At 44.4% G+C, this 13,098-nt stretch carries 11 protein-coding genes; 2 read left to right on the forward strand and 9 right to left on the reverse strand.

All coding sequences use genetic code 11. The features are described 5' to 3' along the window. Nucleotides 1–71 precede the first annotated feature (71 nt). The 9 genes from JKJ11_RS21655 to JKJ11_RS21695 all read right to left on the reverse strand — a co-directional run bounded on the left by JKJ11_RS21655 (nt 72) and on the right by JKJ11_RS21695 (nt 10,019). Nucleotides 72–422: a GlpM family protein gene (locus JKJ11_RS21655; protein WP_006070831.1), complete on the reverse strand. Its 351-nt coding sequence runs from the start codon at nt 420–422 to the stop codon at nt 72–74. Between the two features lie 3 nt (nt 423–425). Beyond that, on the reverse strand, nt 426–782 hold the full coding sequence (locus JKJ11_RS21660; RefSeq protein WP_006070829.1) for a hypothetical protein: 357 nt from the start codon (nt 780–782) through the stop codon (nt 426–428). A 171-nt stretch (nt 783–953) separates the two neighbouring features. Then, on the reverse strand, nt 954–1,973 hold the full coding sequence (locus tag JKJ11_RS21665) for a LacI family DNA-binding transcriptional regulator (protein ID WP_006070828.1): 1,020 nt from the start codon (nt 1,971–1,973) through the stop codon (nt 954–956). 7 nt (nt 1,974–1,980) lie between these two features. Continuing rightward, entirely contained in the window at nt 1,981–3,831 is a 1,851-nt protein-coding gene (locus JKJ11_RS21670; RefSeq protein ID WP_252039166.1) for a hypothetical protein, read from the reverse strand. 39 nt (nt 3,832–3,870) lie between these two features. Beyond that, the gene (locus JKJ11_RS21675) at nt 3,871–4,968 is read right to left on the reverse strand and encodes an ABC transporter ATP-binding protein (protein ID WP_038227313.1); all 1,098 of its coding nucleotides are present in this window, start codon (nt 4,966–4,968) and stop codon (nt 3,871–3,873) included. Nucleotides 4,969–4,973: 5 nt separating this feature from the next. Then, nucleotides 4,974–5,936: a carbohydrate ABC transporter permease gene (locus JKJ11_RS21680; protein ID WP_006070823.1), complete on the reverse strand. Its 963-nt coding sequence runs from the start codon at nt 5,934–5,936 to the stop codon at nt 4,974–4,976. A gap of 6 nt (nt 5,937–5,942) precedes the next feature. Further along, complete coding sequence (locus JKJ11_RS21685) at nt 5,943–6,806, reverse strand: carbohydrate ABC transporter permease (protein WP_006070822.1); 864 nt, start codon at nt 6,804–6,806, stop codon at nt 5,943–5,945. Between the two features lie 103 nt (nt 6,807–6,909). Then, nucleotides 6,910–8,259 (reverse strand): ABC transporter substrate-binding protein, encoded by a 1,350-nt coding sequence (locus tag JKJ11_RS21690; protein ID WP_252039168.1) that lies wholly within the window; start codon nt 8,257–8,259, stop codon nt 6,910–6,912. A gap of 62 nt (nt 8,260–8,321) precedes the next feature. After that, a complete protein-coding gene (locus tag JKJ11_RS21695) occupies nt 8,322–10,019 on the reverse strand; it encodes an alpha-amylase family glycosyl hydrolase (protein WP_252039169.1) in 1,698 nt (565 codons plus the stop codon). Nucleotides 10,020–10,301: 282 nt separating this feature from the next. Between JKJ11_RS21695 and JKJ11_RS21700 the strand changes: the two genes are divergently transcribed. Next, the gene (locus tag JKJ11_RS21700; RefSeq protein ID WP_252039171.1) at nt 10,302–11,642 is read left to right on the forward strand and encodes a glycosyltransferase family 4 protein; all 1,341 of its coding nucleotides are present in this window, start codon (nt 10,302–10,304) and stop codon (nt 11,640–11,642) included. Nucleotides 11,643–11,651: 9 nt separating this feature from the next. Further along, nucleotides 11,652–13,013, forward strand: a complete 1,362-nt coding sequence (locus tag JKJ11_RS21705) for a phosphohexomutase domain-containing protein (RefSeq protein ID WP_252039172.1) — start codon at nt 11,652–11,654, stop codon at nt 13,011–13,013. Nucleotides 13,014–13,098: the final 85 nt, after the last annotated feature.

Consider the following 13,098-nt stretch of genomic DNA (forward strand, 5'->3'; position numbering starts at 1 on the left):
AACCATCTACCAATCTGAGGAAAAAAGCTGTCTAAAGCGTACACTACCCCTATGACTAAAGACCATCTGAATTAAGTCGCAATCACCATGGTTCTGTTCCACACTCCCAATAAAATGGTTGCGAAAAGAACCCATACCATAACAGCGGAAACTAAGGTCCCACTTAGAGTTAAGAAGTAGCTGAAATAGTACACAGCCAATAGATAGGCGGCATACGGGAGTAATGAATAGATTCCAAACAGTGCCGTCATACGAAGCGCTTCCATATTGCGCTCAGTACCCACGATGTAATGAGCGATAAGCGCAAAGCTAGGAAATAGTGGCACTAACCCAGCGATATAGAAACTTTTACTTTTCGAAAGAATCGCAATAAGCAAAACCGCTAGAGATCCAATCAAGCACTTAATAAACAAGGCGATCATTGGTTAAGCCAAATTGAAGAATAGCTCGTCGTCGGTCATGTATTTATGCTTACTGCCTAAGTTGCGAACATGCATAAACATAAATTCCGGGAAAGCTGGAGCTAGCAGGTCGTTTGGCTCCCACACTACTCCACCAACAAACACATATCGCCCTTGCTTCTCTTCATGGTGGTGAGGGTTATTCAACTCGGTAGAGAGTTCGGCTCGTGCGCCATCTATCACGCACACCACTTGCCCACGAGCAACACCAATCACTCGATTCACCAAGTTGGCTTTCATTCCACACTTCCATGCTTGACGAGTAGCCCACTCAAAGCCGAGTTTGCGAACACCTTTGTGCACGTTGACGATTAAGTTCATTGCTTGCGATCCATGATTGTCGGTCATAACAAGCATCAGGTTAGAGCGGATGGTAAAGACTAGCGAGGAATAGGTAGAGGTGAATTCTCAGCCGATGGTAAAACATGCAAACAATCGTAGCATTAATGAGGCAGCCTACCATTGTTTAAGCTGTAGGCTGCCCAGTTTGGATTAGGTTAATGACTTGTTTGTGATTTTGTCAGATTGACGAGACACAATTTCCGCTTCGAACCAGTTTTGAATCTCAAAACCCTTGTTCTCCAAACGATTAAGCATCAGTTTGGCCATTTCTTCGCCCACACTATGCGTATCGTAATGCAAGGTTGTGATGGAAGGTTTACTGTAACGACTGTGCTCATAGTCACCATAGCCGGCAATCGCAATATCGACACCAGGCTGATAACCAAGCTCCTCACAAGCAGCTATAGTACCTAACGCCATGGTGTCATCAGCACACAAGATCGCCGTTGGGCGATGAGCTAATGACAATACCTCTTTTGCCATCTTGATCGCATCTTCTTCGTTCAGTTCACCGTTGAGCAATAAACGGTCATCCGCACATAGACCGGCCTCTTCCATAGCTTTAACATACCCTCGCTTACGAGCTTGAGAGAGCGTCAATTCAATAGGCGCGTCTAGGAAAGCAATACGCGTATGTCCATGCTCTAGCTGACGTTTTGTCATTTGATAAAAGGCATGTTCATTGTCAACGTCGACAAAGCAATCTTCCTCAAAGCCGATATCGTAACCATGACAGATATAAGGAAACTGCTTTTGTTTTAGCATGGCAATACGTTCATCATTGCTGCGTGTACGAACAATAAAAAGCCCATCGATCAGGCCACTTTCAATGAAATCTGAGTAGACCTTATTCTCATCTTGGCAATCAGCAATCGTTGTTACGATCAGTTGGTAATCATGACGAGCAAGAAATGCTGAAGCTCCCGCCAATACTTTTGAGAAGGCGGGTGAAACGAACATCCGCGAGTTCGCCGGTAGAATGATACCAACGTTTCTTGATTTACCAGATGCGAGACGCTTCGCTGTTGGGTTAGGTTTATAGCCTATCTCCTTTGCCGCAGCCAACACCTTTTGTCGAGTCTCTGGGTTTACATCGTTGTATCCATTTAACGCCCGCGAAACGGTAGATTTAGAGAGCCCTAAATGTTCTGCTAGTTTTTTTATCGACATAATATCCTTAGCACTCACTGACCAATAACTGACAACGACCGACGGAGGTAACTGCTTGTGGCGTCAACACTCCGTCCTTCAGTTGTGAATAGTACTCTTGCCAACCTTTTTGATTGGAGATGACCTCATTCTCTAAATCATTTTTACAATAATTCAAGCAGTTAACCAAGCGGTGTGCACCATCATCTAAGTAATCTTTGTTTCGATAGCAACCTTCTAACATAAACCTCAGCAGTGCAAGTGCGATTGGCGTTTTCGAGACAAACGTACCGGTAAATGGATACAGTTTTTCTTTTAGCGCTTCAATTCCTAATGGATGCTGTTTAGCGTAGCCACTAAATAACAGCACTCGTTCGATATCACCGAGCACCTTTCCAGCCTCCGATACTTCCATGACTCGTCCCGCAAACGCTTCTTTATCGTGGCGCATAATCAGCCCGGGTTGATGACTGTACGCAAGGTAATGATCATCGATTGGGTTAGCTAAGGCAGACAATATAAATGCCTGGTCTTCAGCTCGATGGATAAACGTTGGCGTATAAGGTTGGAACTCATACAGTGCGTCGATCAAGATTCCGTTGGTTCCGCCAGTGACATGCACACGCTGGATGTCATCTCTCTGGCTGATGACTTCTTCTTGAGTGGATATAGCCTGCCCCCAACGAGCACAGAACAGTTGCTCAAACATGGCATAATCACTGCCCGTCGGCAACGTCACATCAGGGGTAAACAGACCCAAGTGAGCATCGCATTCATTGACCAGTCCACCAGCAATCATGCCCAGTTTGACTTTGTGACCATTGTTATCAACTGCACTAGCGCCCCAATTAGAATCCAAAAAGTGTTCAAACGCAGATTTGCCCGTTTCGTTGATGAGCATGGTTTGGTCGAACACTTGGTCAAGGTCAATTTTGAATGTGGCTTTGAGCTCTGGGTTCACTGCTTTTTGCCACAAAGGCGCAACAGCTTTGAGGAAGCTATAGTGTCTTCCATATGCCCCGTTTACTCCAAATACACCTTTAAGATCATCACTCGCCTCTGGAAATGCATGACGCAGCACCTCAAGACATTCACTTTCACCAAAAACGGCTACATTGAGGTGTTTGAGGTTAAGGTGCGTGTTGATCTCAAACTCGACATACTGCTTCGCAATGTCGGCCAGCGCAGGGTGTGTCACCGAGCATGAGAGCACGATAGTTGCCTTAGCGTCTGGTGCAAGGTTGCCTCGGTCTACTTCCCCAGACAACGCTTTATCAAGGTGCTTTAAACCGTAAAGGATCTCATTCTCTTCGGCAGAGATACCAACAGGAATTGGATGATCGTACCAATACTGTTGCTGCTGGTTTTGAGCCTGCTGTAAGGTTTGATGGAAGCACTCCCCCAAAGTTAAGTGGCTAACATCATCCCCTCGGAGTGGCACACCCAATAACACATTGCTCGTGAACAAGACCTGTTCAGCGACATCTGTAATCGCCTGTGACGACTTGGTCATATTATGCAGAGTTCGATTGCGGTGAATATCCTCTCTTACCTTTTCGGGTGTCGATTTAGCCACTATAGCTTCGGGGCTGAATAGTTGCCACAGAGGATTATCGCCTTTGGGTAACTCATCATAGTTATGTGAAAGCTCGGCTTCAGCGTCCGGTACAAACGCATCTAAAAACTCCAAGACAGGATGGTGTTTATTTATGGTAAGAAGTTCACAGGCAACATGATATTCAACATGGTCAAGCTGCTGGCTAATGAACCACGCGTGACAAAGCTGACTTGAAAGATCAGAGCCTTTTAATAAAGAAAACTGATTATTAACGTTGAGATATTCACAGATTTTCGGCAATAGAGACATATTGGCATCCATAAAAAATCCCCTTCACAAACCTATGAAGGGGATTAGCAATTAAAGGCGTTGCTCTGTTTTCACATCAAACAGAAGGACACGAGATAAGTCGACGAGCAAGTCCATTTTTTGGCCGCGTGTTACTTCTGAACGAAGGTCCAAGCGTGCTTTCACGTTCTCTTCTCCCAACTTAAACAACACTTCTTTATCAAACCCCATCGGTTCAACTAGGTCGATGTTGATGTTATCGAAGTTAAAGGTTGTGTCACTCTCCCCAAAGAACTCCTTGTCATTGAAAAAGTCTGGACGAATGCCCACTTTTACAGCAAGTCCCTCCGCCGGTACTGCCTCATCAAAATGAACTCCGGTCAGCAGCTTTCTAGGCAGTTGATATCCTCCTAGTTCCAGATAGTCGTTGTACAGTGTACCGTCCATAATGTTCATTGACGGAGAGCCAATAAAGGTCGCAACGAAAATATTAACTGGATTGAGGAAAATCTCCATCGGAGAGCCGACTTGCTCAATAATACCATCGCGCAATACCACCACTTTATCCGCTAGCGTCATTGCCTCGACTTGGTCGTGGGTAACATAAACACTGGTGCGGCCAAATCGGTTATGGATTTGCGCAATCTCGGTGCGCATGTGGTTACGCAGTTTGGCGTCCAGATTTGACAAAGGTTCATCAAACAAGAAACAGTCAGCATCACGTACAATTGCACGACCCATAGCAACACGTTGGCGCTGGCCACCAGAAAGATCAGCAGGCTTTCTCTTGAGATAATCTTCCAGCTTGAGCATTTTGGCAACATCTTCCAACCGGCGCTGGATCTCCGACTCTTCCATCTTTAAGCGGCGTAGAGCAAACACGATGTTCTCTTCAACGGTTTTGTGCGGATACAGTGCGTAGTTTTGGAACACCATTGCGATATTACGATGTTGTGGTTCGACATCGTTAACCACTCGGTCACCAATGGAGATCTCACCTGATGTCGCCTGCTCAAGACCTGCAATCATGCGTAACGTCGTCGATTTACCACAACCCGATGGGCCAACTAGCACCACAAATTCGCCATCTTCGATATCAAGACTGATGTTTTTTACAACCTTGGTGTCACCGTAGTTTTTAACAATATTTTTTAATGAAATAGAAGCCATAATTATTAACCTTTCACACCACCATCAGTTTTGCCACCATCCATATGACGCATAGCAAACAAGAAACACACTACGACTGGAGCCAGAGTTAACATGGACGCTGCCATGATTCGATCCCAAATCGCATTTTTCGATACAAATAGCTCTTGTAGCGCGAGTGGCAATGTGTAGAACTCTTTGAATTGTTTTAAGAATACAGACGCAAACAGGTATTCATTCCAGCCGATAATAAAGCAGTACATAAATACGGTTGCGAGCATAGGTACCGATAGCGGCAATACCACCTTCCATATTGCTTCTTTGCGCGAGTAACCATCCATCATCGCCGCCTCTTCTAACGCAAAAGGAATCGTGCGGAAGTAGTTACCCAGCATATACAGCGCGACTGGCAATGTTTGCACAATATAGATGGCGAAGAGACAGAACAGACTACCCCACATACTGGTCGCTAACCCGACGTTTACCGCCATTTGATACAGCGGTACCATCAACAGTACGCCGCCCACCATATAAACGAAGAGCACCGAGCGCTGAACAATTACCTGCCCAGTAAATCGCAGGCGCGAAATGGAATAAGCCCCCATGACTGCGAATATGAGTGACACCGTAGCCGCTCCCGCAGATATGGCGAAACTATTCAGCATAAACCGGCCAAAGGGAAACACATCAGAGTTACTGGCGTATTTCGCCATAATGGCGTCTTTCTTATCTTGAGGCAGCTTAGGGTTCTCAAGAATCTTTTGTATTGCTGCCGGTATCTCTACCTGTTTTTGCTCAGTTAAACCTAATAATTCCTTATAGGCGTCGAGATTAACGACCTGCGGAATCAATGACGGGTTGCCCCAGTCAAACTGATGTTTTAGTGAAGTCGACAGAATTTGCGCAAATGGAAGTAAGCAGAAGCTCACCAGTAAGAAAATTGCTAACGCAAATCCAATACGTCCTTTAATTGTTGGTTTTCCTAACATAATGAATTACCACTTAAGAATTTTCTTAACATAGAACCAAATCAGCACACACAAGACGCTGAACTGAATCACGGAGGTTGCAGCAGCAAGCCCTTGATCAATGACCCCGGTGAAGGCTTGGTAGTACGTAAATACTGGAAGAGTTTGAACATTGGGCGCTAAAAGGAACACGTCTTCAAAGCGGTTCAGGTTCCAAATCAAACGTAGAATCACTACCGTTGCCAATACGAAATAAATCTCTGGCAGCGTCACATGGAAGAAACGTCCAATTGGTCCATAACCGTCAATCGCCGCCGCTTCGTATTGATCTTTAGGAATCGACGTCAACTTGGATAGGATCAATAGATATGCAATTGGGAAATGCTTCCAAACATCAAAGATAATAACGACCCAAACAGCCGAACCCGGCTCACCAATGAGGTTGGTTCGTTGATTCCAGATATGCAGTACATCAACCATTAACCAGTTAAAGACACCGTTGACAGGGTCAAAAAGAAATTGCCAACCAAACACAACGGAAATAACCGGCGCAAAATATGGCATAAGGATAGCGGCACTCACTAGGCCACGACCTCGGAACGGATTACGCATCAATAATGCGACTGCGAGTCCTAACAACGTAGTGCCAGCAACAGTGCCAAATAGGTAAATACCGGTTGTTGCAATTGATGAGTAATAGTCTGGATTTGCCAGTAAGCGAGCGTAGTTGGCAATCCCGACAAAAGTTTTGTCACCGTTCAGCTTTACATCAAAGAAGCTTAGGTAAACATTAAAAACGATTGGATAGAGTATCAAAAGCCCAATAATGCCAATGGTCGGAGCGACAAGCTTCCACCCGAACCGCGCTTCTGCTCTCTCTAATGGTGTCATGGTAATTCCTTGTTAATCTGAGGCAGCGCACCATGCTGCCCCGTAAAGGTTCTTAGTGAAGGTGCGCCGCTGGTTAGCCAGCGACGTCTTTCGCTATGCAGAGTTAGTTTTTGATAAGCTGCTGCATCTCGTTTTCAGCCCAATCCAACGATTTTTGCGTGTCTTGTCCTTCAATCACAGAGCTATAGATCATGCGTGGAATGATTTGTTTCGAGAAGATTTCACCAGATTCAGGGAACGCCTTACCGTCTACAATGGAGAAGTTCTTGATGTTCTCAAAACCGGCAATGATCTCCTTAATGGACTCTTTACCATAGTTAGCAAAAATGCCTTTTGGATCATTAAGGAATTCATCAGTTTCAGCGATGTCTCGAAGCATAGGAAGGTGGCCACCAGGTGCCATATGAGAGTATGCAACAACCTGATCTTTCTCGTTCATGTATTCAATGAACGCTTTAGTCGCTTCCACTTCATCCTTGTTATCGTTCTTCATGATAGAGAAACCAACCAAGGTACCAAATGTAGAAGCTGAAGTATGAGTGATTGCTGGAGCTAAACGCGTGTTCTTCGCTAGATTAGGATCGAATGTCGCGCCTTTAAGATCTTTGAAGTTCTCGTTACTCAATGAACTTGCCGCAGCTTCGGCGAGTGCAATGTCATCCATGATATACGTGGAGTAGAAGAACATCGCTAGCTTGCCTTGCAAATAGTAGTCACGTGCGCGCCATGTTTGTGGACCCGGAGGTGTGTACTTTGAAAGATCTTTATAAAAGTCTAAAACTTCTTTTTGCGCTTCAGAGTTGAATATTAGGTTGCCGTCTTTATCAAACTGACCTGCATCGTTTGATAGGGCAAACTGCGTATAAACTTGCTCAGCATAGCTATCCGCTTTAGTGCCAATTAAGATGCCGTATTGGTTTTCCTGAGGCTTATTAAAGTACTTCGCCGCTTTTTGAATGTTTTCCCATGTTGTCGGTGGCTCTAAACCCGCTTCTTCAAACCAGTCTGCACGATACCAAATACCTTGAACCCAACCTCGATATGGTAGAGCAACAAATTTATTGTTGTCTGGGTCTTCTACCAACTTCAATGAACCTTTATAAAAACGGTCTTTACCAACTGCTTCTATCGTTGCGGTCGTGGCGTCTAAATCAACAATACCTTGCTCAGCAAACGCTAATGACAGGTTAGAGCCTACTTCAATCATATCTGGGAGCGTATTCGATGCGGCAGCTGCAGCAATCTGCTTTGGCATGTCATTTTCATCTACTGCCACTACTTTTACATCGATACCTGGGTTCAATGCTTCGAACACATCAGCCATCACTTCTATCGTCTGAAGGCGGTCTGATTGGGTTTGTGTTGTCCAATACTCAACTGTAGTCGCTTGTGCAAGGCTGGATAAGCCTAAACCAGATACAGCAAGTCCAAGGGTCAGAGTTTTTAGTTTCATCGTTATATCCTTTACGATTTAGGATTCATGTAATTTATGAGTCGCCAGGCTGGCTCTATTTTCTACTTAGCTAACCACATCACTTGATATGGTTGTACAGTAACAACACCACTTAAGTCGTTACCAGAAATCAAATCGTGAGAGACTCCTTTAAGCACTGCATTGGTATCTAGCTCAACCGCTTGATTTGAAATATTAATAGCCACCAATACTTGCTCATCACGCACAAAAGTGACCAATTGCTCACTGGTTGCCACTACACGCTGACTTGCGCTAGGAGCAAATGCTCTCTGTTGCTTACGAATACCCAGAATGTGTTTAAAGCGAGATAGCACTTGGGCACGACGAGATTCTGGATTAGCCAACTCAGATTCCACTTCGGTACGTTCGAGCTTTTCACGGTTAATCGCGCGGTTATACCCCAGACGTTCCAATCCTTCTATATCGTTTCCCGACCCCAATAGACTGTGTACATATATTCCAGGAACCCCCGCCATCGAAATGAGAATGGACTGGGCCGCCATAAAGCGATCTAGGTTAGTTTGGTCATCCGAATTCGCATCACGGATGGCATCGAAATAGTTGATATTCAGCTCATAAGGGCTTTGTGTACCGTCACCGTTATCTTTGTATGAAACGCGGCCACCATTGGTCTGCACTACCGATAGTAAATGGTCGACTTGCTCTTTGTTTAAGATACCTTCTACAGGACGCACACCAATGCCATCATGAGAGGCTAAAAAGTTGAAGAATGTGGTCTGTTCCGAACACGGCTCTAAGCTCGACATCCATTCAACAATCTTTTCACTGTTGCCAGTTTGCAATGTATGCAGTGTTAATGGCGGTAGCGGGAACTGGTACACCAAATGAGCTTCATTCTCACCATTGCCGAAATAACTAATATTGTCGTTATGCGGTACATTGGTTTCAGTGATCAATTTAACGTGAGGAGCGACGGCACTCATTAATGCTCGCAGCGCCTGAACAATGGCATGAGTTTGGGGCTGATGAATACAAGGGGTATCCAACTCTTTCCACATAAATCCAATCGCATCAAGACGAATAAAAGAGGCTCCTTGCTGAGCATAAAACAGCAGTAGCTCGGCAATTTTCTGAAACACTTCAGGACAACGGAAATTAAGGTCAATTTGATCTTCGCTGAACGTAGTCCAGATATGTTTTGTACCGTTTGCGGTTTCAAAAGTCGTCAGTAATGGTAATGCTCTAGGGCGTGTAACTGAACTGTAGTCTCGGTTTGGATTAGCTTCGGTGAAAAACTCTCGATACTGCGTTTCCCCTTTTAAATACCCTTGAAACCAATCACTGGATTTTGAAATATGGTTGATCACCCCATCAAACATTAGGTCATAGTTGTTCGACAATGATTGAACATCTTGCCAATCACCCAATTCTGGGTTGATTTTCCAATAATCAACGACAGAAAATCCGTCGTCTGAGGTATAGGGATAACACGGGAGAATATGCACCGCAGAGAGCACATCCGCAGTATTATCGTTTAAGAACTCTCTTAGGGTATGAAGAGGTGCTTCTCCTTGTTTTTTGATTGAATCACCATACGTAATCAGCATGATGTCGTTTTGATCTACCCATTGCTTTTTGCCCACATACTCAGGCTGATTCGCAATAACATTGAGGAGGTTGGGGATGAGTTCATTAAGTTGAGCTGGCGAATACACACCTGCCAAGATTTGTTGCAGGTCTTTTTTAACTTGAGAGTTAGCCGTCTGTTCCTGAGCCATGTTGATATCCATTATTACAAATCAAACAACCAAAACCGGTTTTGATACTTTTCCAAAAAATAGTGGCTTTTAAATTAACCACTTGATAATTGCGACTTACACCTAGTCTAAACAGGCTTTATTGATTATTAATTGAGCCAAGTCTCATTTTTTTAAATAACCAAAACCGGTTTTGGATTATCGTGAATTCGATCACTAATTTGTAAAACTATCATTATATCCGTTTATATAATCCTCTAAATTACGTCCAACCACATTCAGAAATTATAGGGAAAGTGAAACATGAATATCCTCCTTGCCCACTTTCGTGTAGGCGAAACTGATGGCGTATCTCTTGAGATGGACAAATGGAAATGGGCTCTGGAGAGCTTGGGACATAAGGTTTTCTATCTAGCAGGGAGTTCAGGCAGTACAGACGCTGATCTCGTGCCAGAGTTACATTATTTAGAGCCATTCAACGAAAAAATCATTCACAACGCTTATGTGAGCCGCGATGATTACGCATCAGAATCGGTTTTGTTAGACGCCATTGAACATCGAGCCAATGACATTGCCGCAGGTATCATCAAGGTTATCGACCAACGAGATATTGACATTATTGTCCCAAATAACATGCTGTCACTTGGCTATCACCTACCAGCCGCACTCGGTATTATGAAAGCGGTCGAAGCCACGCAGACTCGTGTTATTTGCCATCATCACGATTTTCATTGGGAACGTGTTAAATACTCAAACCCAACGTCTCCAGGCATTCAGCAACTGCTCAACACCCTGTTTCCTCCTAAACACCCACTGGTTGAGCACTGTGTGATCAACCGTATCGCGCAAACAGAACTTCAAAAACGCCGCGACATCGAATCTACGGTGGTACCCAATGTGTTCGATTTTCAGGGCAGTGATTGGAAAGTTGATGAATACAATCAAGATCTGCGAGCACGATTCGGTGTCGGCGCAAATGATATCCTGTTTCTGCAAGCAACACGTATTGTTGCAAGAAAAGGCATCGAACTGGCAATTGACTTGATTGATGCAATGAGCAGACAGCGTGAAGAGCTCGTTGGAAAAACGCTCTATAACGGAGAAATATTTAGTGCAGACAGTCACTTAATCCTTATGTTTGCAGGAATGTGTGAAGAAGACAGTTATCTTGACTTATTGAAGAATAAAGCCAAGGCCTGCAACGTGGAATTACTGTTTATCAATGATTGGGTAGGTCATTCTCGCGGTGAGAAAGAAGGGCAAAAAGTCTATTCTTTGTGGGACGTCTACTCACACGCAGACATCATCACCTACCCTAGTTTGCTAGAAGGTTGGGGAAATCAATTTCTAGAAGGACTTGTCGCTAAAGTCCCTATGGTAGTGTATCGCTATCCTGTATTTGACTTAGATATCGCCGATTACCAATTTAACATTATCGACCTTGGCAATGACCATCAAGTGGATGAATCTGGACTCGCTGTCATCGCTCCAGAAACGTTAAACGGCGCCGTCAATTCAACACTTGAGTATCTGTTTGATGCTGAATTGAGATCATCCGGTATGCAACAAAACTATGACATTGGCGAAAAGCACTTGTCTTATGGCGCATTAAAAGCGATGCTTTCGGACATTTTTCAAGGATAAGGTCTAGTCATGAAAGCACTTAGCTGTTTTAAAGCTTATGACATTCGCGGCAAGTTGGGAGACGAACTCAACGAGGATATCGCCTACCGCATTGGCAGAGCATATGCGCAATTTCTAAAACCTAAAACCGTAGTTGTGGGTGGCGATGTTCGTGAGACATCAGAAAGTCTTAAACTTGCCTTGGCGCGTGGCATTATGGATGCAGGTTCCGATGTTGTTGATATCGGTATGACAGGTACAGAAGAGATTTACTTTGCGACCCAGTCACTGGACGTAGATGGCGGAATCGAAGTCACCGCAAGCCACAATCCTATTAACTACAATGGGATGAAACTGGTTCGAGATAACGGTAAGCCAATCAGTGGTGATACTGGTTTGAACGACATTAAACAGCTCGCTGAACAAAATGACTTTGAGTCAATTGCTCAAGTTGGACAATACAAAAAACTGTCTAACCTTGATGAATACACCGAGCATTTGCTTAGCTACATTACGCCGAACAACATCAAGCCACTTAAGCTGGTAGTAAATTCAGGCAATGGTGCTGCAGGTCATGTTATTGACGATCTGGAAGCAAAATTCGCCAAGTTGGGCATTGCCATCGAATTTATCAAAGTTCATCACCAACCTGACTCTAGTTTCCCAAATGGTATTCCTAATCCACTACTACCGGAAAACCGTGCCGCCACTTCTGAAGCAGTTGTAAAAAACGGTGCTGATATGGGTATTGCATGGGATGGTGACTTTGACCGTTGCTTCTTGTTTGACGAGCAAGGTGAGTTCATTGAGGGCTACTACATTGTGGGTCTATTAGCAGAAGCGTTCTTGCAGAAGAATCCAAATGCTCGAATCATCCACGATCCTCGTTTAACTTGGAATACCATCGACATCGTCACAGAGAATCGCGGTACTCCGATAATGTCTAAAACGGGACATGCTTTCATCAAAGAGCGTATGCGTTTGGAAGATGCAGTGTATGGCGGCGAAATGAGTGCGCACCATTACTTCAAAGACTTTGCCTACTGTGACAGTGGAATGATTCCTTGGCTGCTTGTCAGTGAGCTTCTTTGTGTGAAGCAGCAGCCGCTCTCTAAGTTGGTTGCCGATCGTATTGTCGCGTTCCCATCTTCGGGCGAAATCAACGCCAAACTGCAAGATCCAAAAGCTGCCATCAAGCGCGTTCAACAAACTTTTGAACACGATGCCCTTGTTGTCGATTATACCGATGGTCTCAGCATGGAGTTTAATGACTGGCGATTCAACTTACGTACCTCTAATACTGAACCAGTGGTGCGACTGAACGTAGAGTCACGACACAATACCGAATTAATGTCCTCAAAAACTCAGCAGATTCTCGATCTGCTTAGCTAGCCTTCAGAGAGGGAGTGACCACTCCCTCTCTCTTTTCTCTTCCTCAAAAAAATCTCAATTAAATTAACTAGATTAATATAAGCTG

Origin of the sequence: Vibrio sp. SCSIO 43133, assembly GCF_023716845.1 — a bacterium.
GTDB lineage: Bacteria > Pseudomonadota > Gammaproteobacteria > Enterobacterales > Vibrionaceae > Vibrio > Vibrio mediterranei.

What these genes read in the sequence shown, in the direction of transcription:
- JKJ11_RS21655 (WP_006070831.1), bottom strand. Translation starts at nt 422, where the DNA reads ATGATCGCCTTGTTTATTAAGTGCTTGATTGGATCTCTAGCGGTTTTG.
- JKJ11_RS21660 (WP_006070829.1), bottom strand. Translation starts at nt 782, where the DNA reads ATGAACTTAATCGTCAACGTGCACAAAGGTGTTCGCAAACTCGGCTTT.
- JKJ11_RS21665 (WP_006070828.1), bottom strand. Translation starts at nt 1,973, where the DNA reads ATGTCGATAAAAAAACTAGCAGAACATTTAGGGCTCTCTAAATCTACC.
- JKJ11_RS21670 (WP_252039166.1), bottom strand. Translation starts at nt 3,831, where the DNA reads ATGGATGCCAATATGTCTCTATTGCCGAAAATCTGTGAATATCTCAAC.
- JKJ11_RS21675 (WP_038227313.1), bottom strand. Translation starts at nt 4,968, where the DNA reads ATGGCTTCTATTTCATTAAAAAATATTGTTAAAAACTACGGTGACACC.
- JKJ11_RS21680 (WP_006070823.1), bottom strand. Translation starts at nt 5,936, where the DNA reads ATGTTAGGAAAACCAACAATTAAAGGACGTATTGGATTTGCGTTAGCA.
- JKJ11_RS21685 (WP_006070822.1), bottom strand. Translation starts at nt 6,806, where the DNA reads ATGACACCATTAGAGAGAGCAGAAGCGCGGTTCGGGTGGAAGCTTGTC.
- JKJ11_RS21690 (WP_252039168.1), bottom strand. Translation starts at nt 8,259, where the DNA reads ATGAAACTAAAAACTCTGACCCTTGGACTTGCTGTATCTGGTTTAGGC.
- JKJ11_RS21695 (WP_252039169.1), bottom strand. Translation starts at nt 10,019, where the DNA reads ATGGCTCAGGAACAGACGGCTAACTCTCAAGTTAAAAAAGACCTGCAA.
- JKJ11_RS21700 (WP_252039171.1), top strand. Translation starts at nt 10,302, where the DNA reads ATGAATATCCTCCTTGCCCACTTTCGTGTAGGCGAAACTGATGGCGTA.
- JKJ11_RS21705 (WP_252039172.1), top strand. Translation starts at nt 11,652, where the DNA reads ATGAAAGCACTTAGCTGTTTTAAAGCTTATGACATTCGCGGCAAGTTG.